Origin of the sequence: Paraburkholderia sp. EG304 (assembly GCF_046543485.1) — a bacterium.
In the GTDB taxonomy this organism is placed as follows: Bacteria; Pseudomonadota; Gammaproteobacteria; order Burkholderiales; family Burkholderiaceae; genus Paraburkholderia; species Paraburkholderia youngii.
Genome location: NZ_JBKGUA010000050.1, coordinates 26,204 through 45,548 on the forward strand (window position 1 = coordinate 26,204; position 19,345 = coordinate 45,548).

Sequence of the window (19,345 nt, forward strand, 5' to 3'; positions counted from 1 at the left end):
TTGACCCTGTGGGGAACGTCCCCACAGGGGCGTTCCCTCGTCTTTTTTACAACGAGGAATCCCATGCAAAACCTGTTCTTGCTGCTCATCGCAGCGAGCAGTTCGTCGCTGTGCGCGTGCACGGCTCAACCTGTGGCACACGTTGAGCCGGCCAGGCCAGCACCGACGATCGTTGTCCGCAAGCCGCGAGGCGAACCGAGCGATTTTGTTCTCTGCAAGGATGGTCGCGTCCTGGTCTTCCCGGCCGCGCATCCGCAAACCTGTTCCTGATCGCGCGTCGGGGCTTCGTGCGCAAACATGGAGGTGACCATGAAGAAGCAGATCGCAACCGCAACCGTGATCGGGGCAATGCTTGCACTTGTATGCCTGCTCTGGGAACAGCAGTCGTTTGCTGCGCTTCACAGACATCCGACGCGCGTACCAGCCAATAGTCTGTCGCCATTCGACCGGCAACTTCGTCGCGCCTGACTGCCGCCATCGAAATTCTCTTTACCCCGACCGGGCAGACCTCCCGGTTGGGGAGGTCTGCCCGGCATTCTTTAAGGAGCCGAAATTGACCTTCTCATGCAGTGATTTTCTAGACGATGTCATGCGCAGTCTCGTTCACTCACAGGCGATCACTGAGGCCGAAATTCCTGCTGATGATCCCGGCAAAGCCGCAGACGTTGCGACCGCGGCAATCGTGGCAATGCACCGTGCAGGCCTGTTCGCACGCTTCATGCGCGAGCTGCTGAACGCAGTGGAAACGTTGGGAGCGATCGCTGAGGCCCACGGTGTCGATGCGCTGGTCTTCCTGTTCGACCTGCAGGCGGCGATTCTCAACGATACCTATGTCGATGCGCACGCCGGCATCGACGGTCGCATCGTCGAACTCGTATCTCAACTGCCTTCGGCCGCCGAATGGATGAAGCATATCCGGAAGGAAAGGCCTGAGGTCGACACTCCCTTCGGGGCTACTGCTCTGCTGGAGAGCCGCAAAGTGCTGGAAGGCGGAGATTGTCGATCGCCGGACCACGAGTTCAAAAACTTCCACCGGCTGCTTTGCGAGCGCTTCGAGTACCCGCACGATGAGATTGACTGGAAACGCGATCAGCTTTCGCTGATCGAATGGATCGCGAATCGCCAGTCGACCCCGGTCAGTGTGCAGCCTGTTCCGACCATCCGGGTCAGAGCGGACGGCGACGCGAATTTCTATCATCTTCTGGACGGCGAGGACTGGGTTGCCGCCGTGCAGATGAATGGCAGGTTCACGGTGCCGATGCAGGAAGCCATGCTGCAGAAGTTTGCCGGGGTGTTGCGCAATCCATGCGGTCCTCACTTGCCGGACATGAACAACGCAGTTCCTGATCATGTCCGGGACCGGGTGAAATGGGCGCTGAGCCGGTTGCGTGAACATGAGGCCGCGCTTCAGGGAGTTCAGCTGGCGCGCGGGAACGGCCAGATCCTTGCACTGGAACTGAAGGATCGGGAAGAGGCGATCAGGCACGCAATGGAAAGGATTAACGAATTCCGGGGTATGGCTGCGAAAAATGGTGTGGATGCTGAAGCGTTTATCCATTCCATTGGCGGTGTACCCGATCTGGAGAGGTTCGGATACAGGACCAGCTAACCGGTACCACCTTGAAACCGCCCGTCGAGCGTCCCCGTCCTGGGGTCCGCCCGACGGGCATTTCTTTTGGTGCTCGCGCAGTCGGCGCCGGATTTGCGGCTCGTCTTCGGTCGAAAGAGACCACTATTTCCGCATCTTTCCCCGTGGCCACGCTCGCGCACTGGAATTACCCTGTGTGAATCTTCTGCGCCACTGGCGCATCGACCAGCCCGCCTCGCGGGCTTCTTTTTCCCCTTAGGAGCTTCTCCCACCGGGGAAGGCTCCCGTCCTACTGGAGCCTTCATGAAAAGCACTCAACGCAGCGCCAATCGTTACCGTTCTGCTTCCTGGGAGCGGGTCTGCACGGCATCCACCCGGGTTCCCGCGGATTTCGGGCGTCACTTGCGTGACATCGCTCGCCCGCTGCAGATCGCATATCAACGTCTCATGTCTTCGTATGACGGTTATCCAGCCGGTATCGAGTGCCGCATGGAAGATCGCGAGTCCTGGGCATTCGTGCTTCCGGATGCGTCAGGCTCAAAGGCGTGGCGCATTCAGCAGTTCGACCTGAACGGGTTCATCGGTCATCTCTGCTTCGACTCCCTCAACGAGGCGATCGAAGAAATGCTCCGCATGGGCTACTGCGTGACCGATCCCGGAGCACTCGATCGCATCGGATCAACTGCCCGAAGGGCACGGGGTGTACGCCGCGCAGCGCTCATGCAGAAGCATCAGGAAGGCCTCATTACCTACCGTCAGATGATCGACGAGATGTCTGCACTGCCTCACTGACCTTTCAACTCATTAACCCCTGTGGGAGCCGCTCCCGTAGGGGGCGTGCTCCAATAAACCGGAGCAATCATGTTTGATGACATTCTTCAAAAGATGGAGGCGGCGATCGCCGTCCTCATGGGCCTGATCCGTGCCGGCCATCCGTTGTGCGGCACGGCCAGCGGCAAGGACTCGACGTGCGCGACGATTCTCATGCTGGAAGCCGTGCGCCGCGTCGCGGAAGAAGGCCACCCGCAACCCGCGCACTACATCTCTTCGGCCAATACAACGATCGAAACAGCAGTCTTGCGCGGCATATCGAGACCATGCTGGAAGAGGTCGACGAGCACGCGGCCGCATATGGGCTCGGCGTGACGACGCACATTGCCACGCCGTCGCTGGCGATGCAGTTTGCCGTTTCCACCATCGGCCGCGGCACCCTGGTACGCACCGTCGAAAACGGCGTGCGTGCCGGCAAACGCACGAGAGCGTGCGCGACTTATGTTGACCCATCGAGTGTAAACTGACTCGTCGACACACTCACCACAAGGATTTGAAGCTATCGCGATTCGCGACTCACGCGGAAATGTCAACAACTTTGCGCGTCCCGCCATTGATAGGTGGATTTTGTTGACGGTGCTCGTCACAGCGAAAGCGGCGGGGGTGCAACCGGTTACCCGTGCGTCGCTGACCGGCCATAACCGGCCGTTCGACATCGCGACGCGAATCGTCGACAATCCGCCAAGGATGGTTCTACGGTTCTAGCCGTATTTTTGGATTGATTGAATATCGCTCTATGACTGTGACAGAAGGCGGCATCTGTGCCCGCGCCATCGCTTACTTGAAGCCCGTGGTGCAAGAATCAACGCCAGCAATATCGCTGTCACGGGAGGACTCGCCTGTTCTCCGTCCCTTCATCGACGACCTAATGGTTTCGTACGTCGCGGATACAGCTGACCATTTGGCCTTTGTTCAGCACCGGCATCTGGAACAGGAAGGTGTCTCGGTTGACCAGCTTCATTCAATGGCCGTTTCAAATTTGCAAGCTCTTGCGGAAGAAAAGCTGGCTGTTCGCGAGTACGGTTCGATATATGTTGCACTCATGGGAGGCAACTTCGAGGCGAGTCTTCTCACGCTTGATGCCATGTGGAATGACTGGTATGCCCATCTCGCCCCGCAGGGCTTTGTCGCGGTTGCTCCAGCGCGTGACCTCCTCGCATTCTGCGACTCATCTTCCGCACAAGGGCTAGTGGAGCTTCGGCACGTCGTAGAGCGGTCCGGGGATTGCGACCATCGGCTGCTCCCTCACTTGTACCGACGCACAGGCGCCGAATGGAAGCAACTGCCTTTCACGCCATGATTAAGGACGACGATTCAGACGCTCTGAGAATTTAGGCGAGATAGTCGCCAAGCCCAACAGGACTCGCCTCTAATGACGATGCGAATGTGCGCTTTCGCTATCCGCGCCTGTACCTTCAGGGTCGATTTATGCGCCTTGCATGAGTCGCGTCCAAGACGATCATCGTGCTCGGTCGTAGGGCGCAGCGCGGCCAGTTCCGGTCACTCGACACCGCCGGGTACATTGTTCACAATCCGGAGGACGCACCCACCGCTGAGTCGCCGGGAGGCGGGCTCACTTCGCAGGGAATGGAGAATGTCACTCCAGTTGACGGACCGATTGCGGGAAAACCTCGAATGGCTCGCTTCGAATTGGGAAGCAAAACAGCTTCAACATATTTCCACTTTCAATAACGAATTCCACGCTGCTCTGCGTTCAGTGCTTGCCGGTAACGTAAGCCGACCTGAGCTTGAGCTTTTGATCGACGGAACCCGAGGGAAAGCGGCCGACGGCTATGCCCATCTGCTTGTTGTCGATCCGAAACGCGTCGCGGAGGACCCATTCATTGCCCTTCGCATTCTTGGTGAAATCTCGACAGACCTCGCTCGTGCTATCCGCGCTTGAGCTTATTACAAACGCGGAGGCTTCCGATGGTTGAACAATATGGCCTCAGGCTCATGTTCGAGTGGGGCGGTGGTTGTATTTGGGCGGGAGACGACACAACTCGCAGCACATACGGAGTTGGTCCGATTGAGGACTCGCTGCCGCTAGCTGACGAGACGCGCAGAAAGCTTGCGGAAATGGCTGCGTGGCATGACCTATCGCTTAACTGGGAATACCCTCCAGACCCGGGACCATGGGACGCGCACGAGTACGAACGCTTTGAAGCGTCGGCGGCGGCGATGAGTGACCATCTTCAACAGGAGCTCGGCGACCGCTTCGCTATCGTCTACGAGAGATTGGGAGTTCATGAGGGACGCGCCGAGAATCATTAGCCCGGGGACTTCGGTCAACGGAAGGCCCGCCTCCTCGCGAATGGCCGCTTCTGAGGAGCCGCACTTCAGGTGCCGCCTTTATGGCTCTTTGCTAATTGGCCGTCAACAGCGACAGCAGGTGCGCATATCCCAATCTTGAATTTGAGTAGGCGAAACAGAACGTTAAATATAGATAAGTCGAACTTGTCCGATGGTTGTCGCCAATTCTCTCTGATAATCTTTTTGCTTCGCCGAAAAAAGTAATTCGAAGGGCGACGCCCAACCGGCCATCCGGGTCATGCGTCGTTGTAAAGGATATTGGAAAAACGCCGTTGCGTTGTGCAAGGCTTCATCCGGCATCACAGGTAAAGAAAAATGAATAACCGTTGCTTCCAGCTTGTGTTCTGCAAGCTCCGGGGTATGCTCATTGCCGTTGCAGAAACTGCAACCGGACATGGAAATTCCTGTCACGGTGAAGCCGGCGCATCGGTCGCGCTGCACTCCTTCACCCTGTTCGCGATGCGTCACGTGGCCTGCGCGGTGCTTGTACTCGCTGGATTTGCCCCCCCCCCTCTCGGATGCGCAGATCGTCCCCTCCGGCGCGCATGCGCCGATCGTAATCAGTACGGCGAATGGACTGCCGCAAGTTAATGTGAATAAGCCGTCCGGTGGCGGTGTGTCGCTTAACACTTATTCACAATTTGATGTGGGCTCGCGCGGTGCGGTGCTGAATAACTCGCCCGTCATAACATCTACGCAGCTTGCAGGACAAATCAACGGTAATCCGAATTTCGGGCCCAACGACGCCGCGAAGATTATCGTCAATCAGGTCAACAGCAATAATCCCTCACTCCTGAGAGGGGCCGTTGAAGTCGCGGGCCAGAAGGCGAGCGTCGTCATTTCGAATAGTTCGGGCCTGGTCATTGATGGTGGCGGCTTCATCAATACCACGCGAGGCATCCTCACGACCGGCAACCCGCTGATTGACGGCAACGGCAATCTGACCGGTTTCAACGTCACGGGGGGCACCATCACGGTCCAGGGCGCAGGCTTCAACGCGTCCAATATCGATCAGGTGGACCTCATTGCGCGCGCCGTGCAGGCCAATGCGGCGATCTACGCGAAGACGCTGAACGTTGTGACCGGTGCAAATCAGGTCGATTACGCGAGTCTCAATGCAACACCCATCGCAGGCACAGGCGCAGCACCAGCCGTGTCCATCGACGTGTCGCAACTGGGTGGCATGTATGCGAACAGCGTCTTTCTGGTCGGCAACGAGAAAGGTGTCGGCGTAGCCAATGCCGGGACCATCGCCGCGCAGGCTGGTGACCTCACGCTGACCACCTCGGGCCAGCTCGTCAACACGGGCAGGCTGACTGCGAGCGGCAAGCTCGGCATCAGCGCCGCGAGCGTTACGAACAGCGGCGCCATCGCTGCGCAGCACGATACGACCATCAGCGCAGGTAGCGTCGCCTCGACCGGACTGCTTGGCGCAGGAGTCAACGATGACGGCAGTCTTGCCGGCAGCGGCAACCTCTCCGTCACGTCGGCGGGACTGCTGTCGGCGACCGGCCAGAATGTCGCCGCGGGCAACGTGACGCTCTACGGCGTGTCGCTCGACCTGTCGGGCGCGCAGACGTGGGCCGCGTCGGCGCTTGCGCTGACCGCCACCGGCGACAATCTGGATCTCGTCAACGCAAGCACGGGCGCAGGCTCGTCGATCACCGCGAATGCAGCAGGCATGCTCGATAACAGTGGCGGCACGTTCAATGCGCCACAGCTCGCGATCCAGGCGGGCAATCTTGCAAACCGGAACGGCACCGTCACGCAGACCGGTACCGGCGATACCGCGATCACGGTGGGTGGTGCGCTCGACAACACGCAGGGCACCATCCAGGGCAACAGCCAGAACCTGACGGTAACGGCGGCCAGTGTCGCGAACCACGGCGGCACGATCTACCACGCGGGCAGTGGCAGGCTAGGGGTTTCAGCCACCGGGACGGTGTCGAACGCTGGCGGCACGATCGGCGGCAAGGGGGCTGTCGCTGTTTCAGGCGGCGCAGTGGACAATACTGCCGGCACGATCGGTGCACTGGGCGGCAATCTGTCGGTCGCCTCGGGTTCAACGCTCTCGAACGACGGCGGGACCATGCAGGCGGCTGGATCGGTGCTGGCGAGCGCGACGGGCGCGCTGTCCAACGCCGGAGGTGACATCTCGGCTCTCGGCTCAGGGGCGGACACCACACTGTCGGTCTCCGGCCAGACCATCGACAACAGTGGCGGCAAACTCCTCAACGCCGGAACGGGCGACACGAACGTCGCGGCGACGAAGAGCCTCACGAACGACGGCGGCCCGCTGGGCGGCAACGGCGGCGTGACGGTTTCCGCGCCGGTGCTGTCGAACCGCTCGGGCGGTCAGGTTCAGGCCGGTGGCGCACTCACGCTGGACACGCCGTCGTCGGTCGATAACACAGGTGGCAACCTGATCGCAGGCGGCCGGTTGACGCTTAACCAGTCGGGCGCGAGCGTCAACAATACGGGTGGCCAGATCAGCGGCGCACAGATCCTGCTGGCTACCGCGAGCCTCGACAACACCAACGGGCGGATTGCGAACCCCGCCGGTAGCGGCGGCGACATCACCATTGCGATGGACACCCTCACAAACGCAGGCGGCAGCATCGCCAGCGACCAGGATCTAAGCATCACGGCCACGACCCTGACCGGCGACGGCAAGGTAATCGGCGGTCGCGAGGCGAGCCTCAGCCTGCAGGGCGACTACACGAACGACGCAGCCAACCAGATCGCGGCGAACCGCAAGCTGAGCTTCACGACGACCGGCACGCTGACCAATAACGGTTCGCTTTCGTCAGCGGGTAATGTGACGGTCAACGCGGCGAACGTCGTCAATGCGGCCGGTGCGCAGATCGTGTCGGGCAATCCGGGCGATCTGTCCACCGGCGCTACCACGGTCAATGCGGCCGGGAATATCACCAACGCGGGTGCCATCGAAGGCAACACCGTCACGACGACGAGCCAGCGCCTTGCCAACACCGGCGCCCTGATCGGCAACAGCGTCACGGTCAACGCCGGTACGCTCGACAACAGCGGCGAGGCGGCAGTCATCGCGGGTGTCCAGCACGTGAACCTGTGGGTGTCCGATACGCTGACCAATGAGAACGGCGCGGAGATTTTCAGTCTCGGCGATATGAACATCGCGGCGAACGGCACGACCGACGCGAGCGGCAATCTGGTCAACCCGACCGGCACGATCAACAACCTGTCCTCGACGATCGAATCGCAGGGCGACATGAACGTCGCGGCGAACCGGATCAACAACGTCTGGCAGAACGTCCAGACCACGACCAGCAGCACGACGCAGTCGTACCTGATGACGCAACTGCCGTGGTGGTCGGCGAGCCAGGCGAACATGAACCAGCAGGTCGCGTACTACGTGAACCCTGCCGATATCGTGTCGGTCACGCCGGTCGTCACGCCAGACGGCTATGTCGTGCAGAAGGTCGTGGTCAATCTGCCCGCCAATGCGTCGGTGTTCGGCTGGATGCAGAACGGCCTCACCTACCAGTTGCCGGACGGCGGCCAGAACGTGCAGTACATGGACCAGTCGCGCGTGACGCCCACTGCCGATCAGGTCACGCTCTACGTGTATGGCTACAAGACGGGCCAGTCCAACCCCGACCAGGCGGGCGGCACCGCATGGCCGCAGTACGCGAACGACACCGCGCAGAACGTGCTCGGCACGATCACCTATTCGAACCAGTACGGCGATTGCACGACGAACTGCATCCGCCTCGAAACCTACCCCGGCTATACCGACCCCAACACGCAGATCCTGACGGGCACGCAGATCCGTCTGCCCGCTGACAGTCCCTACCAGATCGAAACCGAGCGGCAGGCCAACGAGACCATCACGACGACTACGCTCGCGCCGACGAGCGGCCAGCAGGCGATGCTGACGGCCGGCGGGAACATGAAGCTGATGGTCGGCACGCAACTGAACAATGACAACGGTGCGATTGCGGCGGGTGGCAACCTCAGCATCAACGGTCAGGCGCTCCCGACAGGAGATGCATCGGATGCGGCGTCTGCCGGCACCTATGCGTCGATCCTCAATACCGCGACGCAACTCACGACGACCTACTCGTTCCTGAACAGTTCGGGCTATCCGAACATCTGGACCGGCAGCGGTGACGATCCGCCGTCGTCCTGGCAGCAGTGGACCAATCCGTCGATCACGTACGTGACGGGTTCGGTCGGTGGCACGATCACGAGCGGCCAGGCGCTGACGATCAGCGGCGGCCAGATCACGAACACGAGTGTGCAGGCCGTGTCTGGTCCCTCGGGTGCCAGCGCCGCCGCGCTCGGCCTCGGCAATGCGCCCGCCGTACCAGGGCGAGACGTCAACGGCACGCTCGCGGGTGCTCCCAGTCTGCGTCTTCCATCGAGCGGCCTGTATCCCTTCTTTGAGAATTGACCGATGCCGCCATAGATCATACCCGAGTGGTCCGGTCGTCCAGGCCAGCTGTCTGAGGGCTGCGGTTTGGCCGTTGCTGCCGCTGACGCGACCATCGGTCAAAGGCGGCTATCGTCAGTTTCCTGACGCTACACCCGCGATACTTTGACGCAGCGTTGCACTTCTTGGGAAGCGCCCCACTTCTTCGCAGGGCGGACCCCATTCGGGTGCTGAGGGATAACCCGATTACCGTCACGTGAATCGATGCAAATCGCGGCACAGGGATGCGGTATCGGGAAACACGCGCCGAACGCTTTTGATTCGCCTCTATTCGGAACAAGTTTAATAGGGTAAAACTGCGTCTAAGACCACTTGCGCGGACGTATGATGGCTGACCTCAAATCCAAGATTTCAATAGAGACCAATCGGCTCGGAGACGGTACTGCAGAAAACGATCGGAGAATGCTCACTTCTGCATTCGTTCCCACAGCCGACTTCCGATCACTGATCGAGTCGGACGAGCGCACGGTGGTTGTCGGTCGGCGAGGCACTGGAAAGAGCGCACTGTTTTTGGAGCTGCAAAATCACTGGAAGGCTGACAAGCGCGTCCAAGTTTTGGGGTTCGCGCCGGAAGACGACGAAGTGATTGGCTTCCGAGCGATGTTGAAGCCGTTTTCAACATCATTCAACTTGGCACGGGCCTCGACCCGTTTGCTGTGGCGTTATGCGATTTTGATGGAAGTTGCGTGCGCTCTAGAAAAAAACTACAAGACGTCTAAGCAAATCGCCGAGGACGAGCTTGTATCAGCGCATGTAAGCAAATGGCGCGCTGCAAGGGGCAGTCTACTGCAAAAATGCAGGGTGATCGCAAAGGGATATCTTTCGGTGAATTCGCCGGAGGAAGCCGTCGGTGATCTGTCAGGAAATCTCGAGCTTAGCGACGTTGAGTCCAGTATATTTTCCATATTGTCAAAGACGGAGAGGAAAATTGTTGTTCTGATGGACAGATTAGACGAAGGCTATGAGCCGGATCCGATCGGAATCGGCATTATTACCGGCCTAGTCTATGCATCGATCGAGTTAAACAAAAAATCCGATAAAATTAGACCGATCATTTTTCTCAGAGATAACATTTACCGCGCGGTGTCGAAAGAAGACCCGGACTATTCACGGAACATTGAAGGCCAAGTAATAAGACTCCATTGGGATTGGGCTCAGCTCCTCCTGCTCGTAGCGGCGCGCATGAGAATATCGTTTGGCCTTGAGCTTGAGCGGGATCAACGGATTTGGGATAGGTGCACTGCCGGTGAACTACAAGGGCGAGAAGGATTCAAGAGGTGTTTGCAGTTCACTCTTTACCGTCCGCGTGATTTGCTTTCATTGCTTAATGAGGCGTTTTACTATGCAGCGCGCGACGGCCGTCAGACAGCTATCTTGGCCGATCTTGACCGAGCGGCACAGTCAATTTCGCACGGACGTTTAGAAGATCTTTGGAAAGAGTACCAACGAATTTTTCCGTCGATTCAGGAAGCGTCCAACGCATTCGCGAATGGAGAGCCAGAATTTACCGCTGGGGACGCAACGGAAGCTTTAAGGCACGTCGTCGAAACTCTTCCAGACTCCACACCGCAAGGCGTAATGCAAGATTTTAGGCTGCTCGAGCCGAGCGGAATCCTGCAAGGTTTATATAGTGTGGGCTTCCTTGGCGTTCATGAACCTATCACTTCGGCATTTACTTTCTGCCACGATGGACGCACGCCAGATAAGGCGTTCGCTGACAATGAACGATTACTGATTCACCCGTGTTATTGGCTTGGATTGAATTTAACTCGTAATGCTCTGAAGCCTGAGGAGGCAGAAGAGATAACCGATGAATACGACATCAAGGTTGAATCCACTACTCCTGAAATCCGAAGGGCAAGGATAGGTCAAATTGTCGCGCAACTGGACAGGATCCCCCAAGGCCGGGACGGTGATCGTGAATTTGAATCATGGTGTCTCGATGCGCTAAGAACAATTTTTGCTATGCACTTGACTAATATCCAACCCCATCCGAATGGTGCAGCAGTTCAAAGACGGGATATTGTCGGGCGAAATCGAGAGGCTTCCGAATTCTGGCGTCGTGCACATACCGACTACGGTGTTCGGCAAGTAGTATTCGAAACCAAAAATTACGTTGACGTCGGAGCTACAGAGTATCGGCAGGTACGATCCTATCTAACTGGCGTGTATGGCCGACTTGGATTCATGATCACGCGCGATGTTGATGAGAGCCCGCGGACTGGAAAAGACCTTGATTGGATCAAGGAGCTTAACAAGGAACATAACGTCGTAATTTTAAAATTTCCGGCGAAATATATATGTAAGCTCCTGCAGAAATTAAGAAGCCCGGAGAAACATGACGCTGTCGATAAACAGGTGGGTGCGCTTCTCGATTCATACGAGCGCAACTATCTGTCGATAAAAAGCACTCGGCCGCGCAGGTAGTAACTCGTGGAGGCGACAGGGAGCCCGTCCAGCCGACTCTGGCTGGCTGCGCCTCTAGCCGTAATACGAAACGTCGTCAGGCTCAGCCCCTTGCTGCCTTGCCGGCGGGGAGCAACGCTGCCGTCAATATACTCGCGGATCTGACAGCAAGGGAGACCTTAGCGGATTGGTCGACGGGCGCGCCACGGCTGCTACGGCCGTATCTGTGCGGGTAGCTTGTCCGTCAAGTTCCGGAGTAATGCAGCCATTCGAACGGCAGATTTCCTCGCCCGCCGAACGGCGGGTTGTGGCCGATTGGGTGAAGTCGCCAACGGCCGCATATGGGCACTCCGGTTCGCAAAAACTGAATTCAGCTGACTGGCCGGTTTGGAGAAGGTCATCTGACCGGAGTGGGTCGGGTCCGGCCGACCGCGTCGGGCGGCAGTCGGCCAATTGCGGTCATTGATCGTGTCGTGTTCCAGGACTCTTTTGACTCCATCAACAGACGCTCAAAGCGGTCGAAGGGCCGTTGGCCCGCTGACGCCATTGTTGCGACCGCGGAGAGTCTGATCCGGCTTGGCTTGCTCGGCAAATCAACTTACCTAGGGCAACTACTCGGCATCAGACGGCTTTTAGCAACTCGTTGCGCTGCTCCGCCCATTTGAGAAGGGCGTCCAGAGCGGGACAGAGTGCTTGTCCCCAATCAGTCAACCGGTATTCCACCTTGGGCGGCACCTGGGCATAGAGCTTTCTTGCCACGATCCCGTCCGCCTCCAACTGGCGTAGCTGCTGCGCGAGCATCTTTTGCGAAATGCCAGGGACGAGCTTCTCCAGATCAGAGAAGCGCTGCACCTTGCCATCGAAAAGGTGGAACAGGATGACCAGCTTCCAGCGCCCTTCCAGCAATTTCAGCACTGCTTCGACACCGACTGCGGCCGTGTCGGGGGTGTATTCCTTTCCCATAGGTAGGTAACTTACTTTTCCGTGCGTTCTTGTTCAATAGTAAGTTTATAGCGAAAATTCCTGTATCGACACTTTGCCCTCAGAGGCTACTGGCATGGACGTTTCACTACCCGATGCGGTCTCCACTTTTTTTCAGGTGAGCAATGGTGCCGCGCCTTCATCGCTGCGACGTGCTTTTTCCGAAAAGGCCGTTGTCCACGATGAAGGCCAGACGTATCAGGGACACGAAGCAATCGAAACCTGGCTGGCGGAAGCGCAGCGCAAGTATGGCTATAGCGTAGAGCCGTTGACGTTCGTGCAAGACGACGCCGGCGTCACTGTCGTGGCTCAATATGCTGGCAACTTCCCTGGAGGTCTCGCCGACCTGAAACATGTATTCCGGCTCACGGACCACAAGATTGAATTTCTGGAGATCCACTGATGACCACGAACCGCGAACTAACGGGCAAGCGTGTGCTGGTCACGGCTGGCACGAAGGGCGTTGGCCGCGCCGTCGTCGAACTGCTCGGCGAACTCGGCGCGCGCATCCTGACGACGGCTCGTGCCAAGCCGGACTTCATTCCCGACGCCATGTTCGTCGAAGCCGACCTCACTACGCCGGAGGGTTGCGGCACCGTAGCACAGGCCGTCGAAAGCCGGCTGGGTGGCGTGGACGCCATCATCCATGTCCTGGGCGGATCGTCAGCCCCGGCAGGCGGTTTTGCCGCGCTGGATGAAACCGAATGGCAGAAAGAACTGAATCTCAATCTGTTTCCAGCCGTACGACTGGATCGGGCGTTGTTGCCGAAGATGATTGAGCAACGTGCAGGCGTCATCATCCACGTCACGTCCATCCAGAATCGTTTGCCCTTGCCGGAATCAACCACGGCTTATGCTGCCGCCAAGGCTGCACTGTCCACGTACAGCAAGAGTCTGTCGAAGGAAATCACGCCTAAGGGCGTGCGCGTCGTGCGCGTGTCGCCGGGATGGGTGGAAACCGAAGCGGCAGTTGCGCTGGCAGAACGGCTTGCCAGCCAGGCCGGTACGGATTACGAAGGCGGCAAGCAGATCATTATGGACGCGCTGGGTGGCATCCCGCTCGGACGGCCGTGTAAGCCGGCGGAAGTCGCGAACCTGATCGCGTTTTTGATCTCGCCGCGTGCGGCGGCGATCAGCGGGGCAGAGTACGTGATCGACGGCGGAACGATTCCCACCGCGTAAGACTGATCCATCGGGACACCGATACGATCCTGCGATACTCATCGCCCGGGCACCCTGTGCGTCCTGGTGTACCGCTGCTGCGTTGGGGCGTGCGCCCCGCGCCGCGGAAGCCGCTGCCATCGGTCTTGACCCCTGACGCCTTTGGCCCTCGCGGGCCTGCGCGCTCCGCTTGCCGATAGTGAAGCTGCGAGGGCGAGTCGTAAGGCTGTCGGTTCCCATCGCCGTTTTAAGGCGTCGAGCCCGTTGCAATATAAGAAGCGAATCCGATTGTTGCACGCGATCGCTGCTGGTTCGTAGTCACGACGGTGCGACGTCGATTGTCTTCAGCGCATAGATTAGGCTCGCCTGTTCGGTCTGCCATCCTCAAGTGACCTTGCGAAGGCCATCCAAAAACTTCGGGGCGCATACTCACCGCACAAACCAATGCCGCGGGACGTTCTGTGCCATAGCATCGAGGGTTCACAACGCACTTTCGGGAGAAGGAAGGCTGTCGACAGGCGCCGAAAAATCGCCCTCACGTATCGCTTTCCGTTTTGTAGCCGATCCAGTTACAGAGTGTCGAGTCAACCGGGATGTTCCAGTGCCTGATATGTGGTCGTCAAAGGACACTGGCAAGCTGGGTGCAACAGGCTGTTTAGGGTCGTGTTGTGCCTGTTGCATCGGGCGCCCGGCCGGGACGATCGTCGCGCTCGGTCGTTGGCGCTAGCCGGCCATCTACGGACGTTGGACGGTCCTAGCCAGATCGTCGACAATGGCAGGAACTGCGGAAGACAGCTTACGCAAAGTTCATCGGTATGCGCGCTCCTGAAGCCATGCATCGAGTCTCCCGCAGATGACGGCTTCGCAACCGGCGCTGCGGAACTCGCCCCCATTGACCAACGAATTGCGAGGCTTGCATGTCCCGTATTGCCGTTATCGTTATCGACGTACAGCAGATGTTCTTTAGCGGCCCTGCGGCCGCATATCGCGCCGGCGATGTGATCGATGAGCGACGCCCAGGTCACCGGGCTGCGGCAGCAGCTCTCGTCGCGGTCGCTTGAGATCGAGCACCTAAAGCTCACGATCGCGAAACTGCGCCGCATGCAGTTCGGCCGTAAATCGGAGAAGCTGGATCGCCAGATCGAGCAACTCGAATTGCGGCTGGAGGACCTGCAGGCTGACGAAGGTGCCGCCGAAGTGACGGCTGCTCACGAAACGAAGCAGCCGCGTCGCGAAGGTGCGAGCAGCAAGCCGTTGCCCGATCACCTTGAACACGAAGAGCGCGTCCATCTGCCTGCCGGTGACGACTGCCCCGATTGCGGCGGGCGTCTCAAGCCGTTGGGCGAAGACGTCGCGGAGCAACTCGAGTACGTCCGGGCGCACTTCCGCGTGATCCGTCACCACCGTCCGAAGCTGGCCTGCGCGTACTGCGATCGCATCGTGCAGACAGCGGCACCGGGCAGACCGATCGACCGCGGCATCCCGGGCCCGTCGCTGCTCCCCCACATCGCCGTGTCGAAGTTCGCTTGCCACATCCCATTGCACCGCCAGGCAGTCATGTATGCGCGCGACGGCGTCGAGATCGACCCCGGCACCATTCGCCTACGTGCTCGACCACATCGCTGACCATCCGGCCAACCGTGTCGACCAGTTGCTTCCATGGAACGTGGCGCCGTCGCTGTCGCCAACTGCTCGCGTCGACCCCATCCGATAGCGTCGCGAATCTCCGTCGTCAACAACCTGCACTACGGTGCTGCTCGGGCGCCTGCCGAGTAGTTGAGGGAATCTCGACAGGAAGGTCAGACTCACGGATGAAAAAACCCGAAAGTTGACGACCAACTTTCGGGTTACGGCAGCAACCAGATCGCCTATGCTCTCGCCCTTCCGATTGCAAGCCGCAACCGGACGGAGATAGGTCGATCAACCTCAGTTGCTAAAGATCAGACCGCGAGCGACACCATTGACGTAAATGCGGCCATAAGTGTTCCAGTCGCCCACCACCACGGCGTTGCCGCCGAACTGGTGCGCGTCGTCGTTGAAGCGCGACCACGTTGCGCCGCCATCGTCGGAGCGGAAGATGCCCCACTGGCCGTTGATCGTGCCTTCCACATAGACCGCGGCCGAGTATGGCGAGCCGGTTTGCGCCTTGCCCAGCGTGATATTGGTGGCCCCGAGCGTGCCGTTGGCGGTTGCAAAGGCGGTGAGCTTGGTCCAGGTCGCGCCTGAGTCCAGCGAGTGGTACACGGCATTGCCATCGGCCACCCAGATGTCGCCCTCGGCGTTCGGGTTCATCGCCATCGACGTATCGCCCCAGGCATTCCAGGCCATGTTCGCGTTCACCGAGCCCTGGCTCAGCGTGAACGTGTGGCCGGCGTCGGTCGAGACGTAGACCTTGCCAGGCTGCCAGCTCCAGTTTGCGCCGCCCGAATCGAAGGCATAGACCTTGTTCGGGTTGTTGCGGTCCACGGCCAGGCGATAAGCGCGGAAGAAGCCGTTCCAGGTGGCGGTAAACGCCGGCAGGTTGGTTTGCGTCCAGCTCGCGCCATTGTTCGTGGTGTACGACGGCACTGAGTCTTGCGGCGCCCAGACCAGGTTGTTGCGGGACGTGACTGCCAGGCTTTGCACCGGGCTTGAGCTGGCCGAGCCGCCGGTAGGCATCGACGGGAACTGCGACCAGCTATTGCCGGAGTCGCCGGACCAGAAGCCCTTGACGGCGGAACCGTTGGCATTGTCGACGCCGGTGACGGCAATGTAGGACGGATCGGCCCACGCCATGTCGGCCGCATTGCCGCTGCTCCATCCGGGCATCGGAGCCCGCGTCGGCCGCGTCGCGAGGTCCGTGATCACCCAGGCGCCGATGTCGCCCGCGGCGTTAATTAGCTTGTACTGCGCGCCGGCCGGAGGCGCGACGGCGAACAGCGTGGCGGTCTCTTCCAGGTTGTTGACCTTGGAGCTCCAGCCCGGCGTGGTCGAGGAGGCGTTCGTGGTTTCGCAGATGCCGCCGCCGTGGACGTGCATGATGTGGTCGCGGTTGGCCGGGTCGATCGTGACGTTCTCGATCCAGCCGCGGCAGGTGTCGGACGTATGCGGCATGTTGGCCTCGACTTCGCGCCAGCTGGTGCCGCCATCATCGGACATTTGAATTTGCATGCTGGTGTCGCTCCAGCCTGTCATGCCCACCGCAATGCGGGCGATCGAGCCGGCGCCGTAGACGGACAGGCCGGCCATCCCCATGCTGGTGGAGCTCAAGAGCTGGGTCCAGGTGCTGTTGTTGCTGGCGCCGAACTTGTAGAGATAACTGGGGCCACTGCCGCCCTGAACCTGAGGAGCTGTCGGGCGGAACGTCATGTAGAAGGTGCCGTCAGACGTCTTCACGACGTGCGGGATGTCGTAATTGGTCACGTTGGACGGGACCGCGACCGGCGCCCACGTGGCGCCGCCATTGGTGGACCGGTATAGCGTCGACGTCAAGCCTGCCGCCAGGGCATAGTCGGAGGCAACGGTGGCCCAGATGATCCACGTCGGCTGCCCAGTCCCCTTGAATGGGGTATCGAAAATGATTTGTTCGACGCCGATCGGGGTCCCCCCGCCGGTCACCGTGGTGCTCGAGAAGCCCGTAACCTGGCTCCAGGTATGGCCCGAGTCCGTGCTCTTCCAGATACCGGCCTTGCGCGAGCCGAACATCAACGTCGACGGATTCTGTGGGTCGACCGCCAGACGTTCGCCGTAGCCCCGGGCGTTATCGTTGCCACCCACCGCGAACGGCAGGTCGTAGTGCGTCCAGGTGTTGCCGCGGTCGCTGGAAATGTAAATGCGGCCGTGGGCATCCTGACCCACGGTATCGCCGGTCATCATGTAGACCAGTTGGTCGTTGTTCGGGTCGAGGGCGATGCTCTCCACGCCGTGGTAGCGGCCTTCGCCGGCGCCGAAACCCTGGCCGTCGGTGAGCGGGATCCACGACGAGGTCGTCGTGTCCCAGCGGTAGGCGCCGCCGACGTCGGTGCGTGCGTACAGCAGGCTTGCGTTGGTCGGATGGTAGATCAGGCCGGTGACATAGCCGCCGCCACCCCACTTGACGCTGGTCCAGCTCGTGGCCGGAACCGCCGCGGCAGCAACGATCTGCGCGGACGCATGCGGCGCGCTGCCAGCCGTGCCGGACGATCCTCCGCCGCTGCACGAAACCAGGGGCAACGCCGCAACGGTGGCCCAGAACACTCGGTGGATTCTTCGTTTCATCTTCATTTTGTTTTCCGTTCGGTCATACTGCCTTCGGCAGCCTCTTTCGACGCAATGCATCCCTTCTTGCGTCGACAGCGATCTTAATTGCCGTATCGCTAAAAAACATCGAGCGCGGCGTGGAAAAAGCGTAAGGAAATCCTTATTTTTTGTTGTCTATTTCCTGTTTTCTTCGTAAGCGGGTAAGCAGCCATCACTCCACGCTTACGGATTGCCGGTTACATAGGCGATTTCTCGCACCAAGGCCATTGGCATATTCGGAATCGCGTCGAGTCCCGGTGCGAAAACGGCCCCATCGGTTGAATAACCGGCTGCAGCTACACATATCGTTTCGAACTTTCCGCTGCCCGGCCACGTCTCCCGCAATAACAGCCGATACACCGCGCCGTCCATGACGACCTCGTACAAAGGGAACTCATTGCCGAGCCAAATGGAAGTACTGCCGAGCTAGGGCCGTTCCAGCTGATAAAGCCACAATGCTTTCGCAAGGGAAACCAGGCCGGTCCTGCGATCCGTTACCGACCGGAATCGCTCATCGAACACCGGGATATGGAGGGTGTAATAGGAAGACAAGGGTCGGGAATTGAGACCTTACATGGGCGGAGCCGGCCACTACATCGGCAACAGCGTTCGAGCATTCGGACGCCTGATCATGGACCGCCGCGTTCGGCCAGGAACGGCCGTTCGACAGACGAGCATGGATCACCGACAATTGCCCCACCTTCCCCTATCGACCGGTAGCCTCATCGGAGTGCCCAATATGAGCTGGGACGTCTCGCTGTACAAATTCACTAAACGCTATCGCCGTATCCAAGACATTCCCGGTGACGAGCAGCCACATCCACTAGGGACTCGTTCAGAAGTTCAAGCGGCGGTGTCGGATGCTTTTCCGGGGACGAACTGGAACGATCCTGCCTGGGGCATCTATGATGTCGAGTTCGGCTCGATCGAATTTAACCTCGGAAAAGACGACTCAGTGCGAAGTCTGGCACTTCACGCACGGGCGAGCGCGGCCATCGTGGGCGGAATCCTCCAGCTCTGCGAACGCCTTGGCTGTCAGGCTATAGACCTTTCGGACAGTAGCTTGCTCGATCAGTCCGAGCACCCTACCGCCGGCCTAGAGAAATGGCGCAAGTATCGCGACCAAATCATTCAAGAATCTCAAGGCTAGGAGCTGTGATGGGCCGTCCTCGCGTCGCGGAACGTCGGGACGGCACAATCGGTCGGGCTACGGCCGAGGCCGTGTAAAAACGTGCTTGATAGCCTAGACTAAATCAACCTGTTGGCGCGAGAGGGGAAGATGGGGCGATTTGTCGAAGGTGCAGACCGCAATCAGGCAACGCTGCTGCCGGAATGTC

General features: G+C 59.5%; 18 protein-coding genes and 1 pseudogene. 15 read left to right on the plus strand and 4 right to left on the minus strand.

Annotated elements, in window-relative coordinates; all coding sequences use genetic code 11:
* The first annotated feature begins 63 nt into the window (after positions 1-63).
* The 8 genes from ACLFKU_RS35055 to ACLFKU_RS35090 all read left to right on the plus strand — a co-directional run bounded on the left by ACLFKU_RS35055 (position 64) and on the right by ACLFKU_RS35090 (position 4,693).
* Complete coding sequence (locus ACLFKU_RS35055; RefSeq protein WP_184251901.1) at positions 64-270, plus strand: hypothetical protein; 207 nt, start codon at positions 64-66, stop codon at positions 268-270.
* Positions 271-309: 39 nt separating this feature from the next.
* Entirely contained in the window at positions 310-468 is a 159-nt protein-coding gene (locus ACLFKU_RS35060; protein WP_184251902.1) for a hypothetical protein, read from the plus strand.
* A gap of 85 nt (positions 469-553) precedes the next feature.
* On the plus strand, positions 554-1,609 hold the full coding sequence (locus tag ACLFKU_RS35065) for a hypothetical protein (RefSeq protein WP_410852203.1): 1,056 nt from the start codon (positions 554-556) through the stop codon (positions 1,607-1,609).
* A gap of 282 nt (positions 1,610-1,891) precedes the next feature.
* The gene (locus tag ACLFKU_RS35070) at positions 1,892-2,380 is read left to right on the plus strand and encodes a hypothetical protein (RefSeq protein WP_410852204.1); all 489 of its coding nucleotides are present in this window, start codon (positions 1,892-1,894) and stop codon (positions 2,378-2,380) included.
* Between the two features lie 176 nt (positions 2,381-2,556).
* The gene (locus ACLFKU_RS35075; RefSeq protein ID WP_410852205.1) at positions 2,557-2,886 is read left to right on the plus strand and encodes a hypothetical protein; all 330 of its coding nucleotides are present in this window, start codon (positions 2,557-2,559) and stop codon (positions 2,884-2,886) included.
* Positions 2,887-3,155: 269 nt separating this feature from the next.
* Positions 3,156-3,719 (plus strand): hypothetical protein, encoded by a 564-nt coding sequence (locus ACLFKU_RS35080; RefSeq protein WP_410842440.1) that lies wholly within the window; start codon positions 3,156-3,158, stop codon positions 3,717-3,719.
* 294 nt (positions 3,720-4,013) lie between these two features.
* A complete protein-coding gene (locus ACLFKU_RS35085; protein ID WP_410852206.1) occupies positions 4,014-4,322 on the plus strand; it encodes a hypothetical protein in 309 nt (102 codons plus the stop codon).
* 26 nt (positions 4,323-4,348) lie between these two features.
* Entirely contained in the window at positions 4,349-4,693 is a 345-nt protein-coding gene (locus ACLFKU_RS35090) for a hypothetical protein (RefSeq protein WP_410852207.1), read from the plus strand.
* 162 nt (positions 4,694-4,855) lie between these two features.
* Here ACLFKU_RS35090 and ACLFKU_RS35095 read toward each other — a convergent pair whose 3' ends face one another.
* A complete protein-coding gene (locus tag ACLFKU_RS35095) occupies positions 4,856-5,200 on the minus strand; it encodes a hypothetical protein (RefSeq protein WP_410852215.1) in 345 nt (114 codons plus the stop codon).
* Here ACLFKU_RS35095 and ACLFKU_RS35100 point away from each other — a divergent pair.
* The 3 genes from ACLFKU_RS35100 to ACLFKU_RS35110 all read left to right on the plus strand — a co-directional run bounded on the left by ACLFKU_RS35100 (position 5,093) and on the right by ACLFKU_RS35110 (position 11,630).
* Positions 5,093-5,323 carry a hypothetical protein gene (locus tag ACLFKU_RS35100; protein ID WP_410852214.1) on the plus strand — a complete coding sequence of 77 codons (231 nt, stop codon included), beginning with the start codon at positions 5,093-5,095 and terminating at the stop codon, positions 5,321-5,323. The genes ACLFKU_RS35095 and ACLFKU_RS35100 overlap by 108 nt on opposite strands.
* Positions 5,232-9,164 (plus strand): filamentous hemagglutinin N-terminal domain-containing protein, encoded by a 3,933-nt coding sequence (locus ACLFKU_RS35105; RefSeq protein WP_410852208.1) that lies wholly within the window; start codon positions 5,232-5,234, stop codon positions 9,162-9,164. The genes ACLFKU_RS35100 and ACLFKU_RS35105 overlap by 92 nt, the downstream gene beginning before the upstream one ends.
* A 366-nt stretch (positions 9,165-9,530) precedes the next feature.
* Positions 9,531-11,630 carry a P-loop ATPase, Sll1717 family gene (locus ACLFKU_RS35110; RefSeq protein ID WP_410852209.1) on the plus strand — a complete coding sequence of 700 codons (2,100 nt, stop codon included), beginning with the start codon at positions 9,531-9,533 and terminating at the stop codon, positions 11,628-11,630.
* Between the two features lie 600 nt (positions 11,631-12,230).
* On the opposite strand, the gene ACLFKU_RS35115 is transcribed toward ACLFKU_RS35110, so the two are convergent.
* Positions 12,231-12,572, minus strand: a complete 342-nt coding sequence (locus ACLFKU_RS35115; protein WP_184227208.1) for a winged helix-turn-helix transcriptional regulator — start codon at positions 12,570-12,572, stop codon at positions 12,231-12,233.
* Positions 12,573-12,666: 94 nt separating this feature from the next.
* On the opposite strand from ACLFKU_RS35115, the gene ACLFKU_RS35120 reads away from it, so the two are divergent.
* The 3 genes and pseudogenes from ACLFKU_RS35120 to ACLFKU_RS35130 all read left to right on the plus strand — a co-directional run.
* On the plus strand, positions 12,667-12,993 hold the full coding sequence (locus ACLFKU_RS35120) for a nuclear transport factor 2 family protein (protein WP_410852210.1): 327 nt from the start codon (positions 12,667-12,669) through the stop codon (positions 12,991-12,993).
* Positions 12,993-13,772, plus strand: a complete 780-nt coding sequence (locus tag ACLFKU_RS35125; protein ID WP_368586635.1) for an SDR family oxidoreductase — start codon at positions 12,993-12,995, stop codon at positions 13,770-13,772. The genes ACLFKU_RS35120 and ACLFKU_RS35125 overlap by 1 nt, the downstream gene beginning before the upstream one ends.
* 984 nt (positions 13,773-14,756) lie before the next feature.
* A pseudogene (locus ACLFKU_RS35130) lies at positions 14,757-15,350 on the plus strand (IS66 family transposase zinc-finger binding domain-containing protein); the annotation flags it as partial.
* 327 nt (positions 15,351-15,677) lie between these two features.
* On the opposite strand, the gene ACLFKU_RS35135 reads toward ACLFKU_RS35130, so the two are convergent.
* Both ACLFKU_RS35135 and ACLFKU_RS35140 read right to left on the minus strand, forming a co-directional pair.
* Positions 15,678-17,993: a dockerin gene (locus ACLFKU_RS35135; RefSeq protein ID WP_410852211.1), complete on the minus strand. Its 2,316-nt coding sequence runs from the start codon at positions 17,991-17,993 to the stop codon at positions 15,678-15,680.
* Between the two features lie 198 nt (positions 17,994-18,191).
* Positions 18,192-18,380, minus strand: a complete 189-nt coding sequence (locus ACLFKU_RS35140; protein ID WP_410852212.1) for a hypothetical protein — start codon at positions 18,378-18,380, stop codon at positions 18,192-18,194.
* A 367-nt stretch (positions 18,381-18,747) separates the two neighbouring features.
* Here ACLFKU_RS35140 and ACLFKU_RS35145 point away from each other — a divergent pair, with 367 nt between their 5' ends.
* Positions 18,748-19,158, plus strand: coding sequence for a hypothetical protein (locus tag ACLFKU_RS35145; RefSeq protein WP_410852213.1), 411 nt, complete (start codon positions 18,748-18,750; stop codon positions 19,156-19,158).
* Positions 19,159-19,345 lie beyond the last annotated feature (187 nt).

What these genes read in the sequence shown, in the direction of transcription:
- ACLFKU_RS35140 (WP_410852212.1), bottom strand. Translation starts at nt 18,380, where the DNA reads ATGGACGGCGCGGTGTATCGGCTGTTATTGCGGGAGACGTGGCCGGGC.
- ACLFKU_RS35100 (WP_410852214.1), top strand. Translation starts at nt 5,093, where the DNA reads ATGCTCATTGCCGTTGCAGAAACTGCAACCGGACATGGAAATTCCTGT.
- ACLFKU_RS35085 (WP_410852206.1), top strand. Translation starts at nt 4,014, where the DNA reads ATGTCACTCCAGTTGACGGACCGATTGCGGGAAAACCTCGAATGGCTC.
- ACLFKU_RS35080 (WP_410842440.1), top strand. Translation starts at nt 3,156, where the DNA reads ATGACTGTGACAGAAGGCGGCATCTGTGCCCGCGCCATCGCTTACTTG.
- ACLFKU_RS35145 (WP_410852213.1), top strand. Translation starts at nt 18,748, where the DNA reads ATGAGCTGGGACGTCTCGCTGTACAAATTCACTAAACGCTATCGCCGT.
- ACLFKU_RS35060 (WP_184251902.1), top strand. Translation starts at nt 310, where the DNA reads ATGAAGAAGCAGATCGCAACCGCAACCGTGATCGGGGCAATGCTTGCA.
- ACLFKU_RS35120 (WP_410852210.1), top strand. Translation starts at nt 12,667, where the DNA reads ATGGACGTTTCACTACCCGATGCGGTCTCCACTTTTTTTCAGGTGAGC.
- ACLFKU_RS35135 (WP_410852211.1), bottom strand. Translation starts at nt 17,993, where the DNA reads ATGAAGATGAAACGAAGAATCCACCGAGTGTTCTGGGCCACCGTTGCG.
- ACLFKU_RS35110 (WP_410852209.1), top strand. Translation starts at nt 9,531, where the DNA reads ATGGCTGACCTCAAATCCAAGATTTCAATAGAGACCAATCGGCTCGGA.
- ACLFKU_RS35055 (WP_184251901.1), top strand. Translation starts at nt 64, where the DNA reads ATGCAAAACCTGTTCTTGCTGCTCATCGCAGCGAGCAGTTCGTCGCTG.
- ACLFKU_RS35115 (WP_184227208.1), bottom strand. Translation starts at nt 12,572, where the DNA reads ATGGGAAAGGAATACACCCCCGACACGGCCGCAGTCGGTGTCGAAGCA.
- ACLFKU_RS35090 (WP_410852207.1), top strand. Translation starts at nt 4,349, where the DNA reads ATGGTTGAACAATATGGCCTCAGGCTCATGTTCGAGTGGGGCGGTGGT.
- ACLFKU_RS35125 (WP_368586635.1), top strand. Translation starts at nt 12,993, where the DNA reads ATGACCACGAACCGCGAACTAACGGGCAAGCGTGTGCTGGTCACGGCT.
- ACLFKU_RS35070 (WP_410852204.1), top strand. Translation starts at nt 1,892, where the DNA reads ATGAAAAGCACTCAACGCAGCGCCAATCGTTACCGTTCTGCTTCCTGG.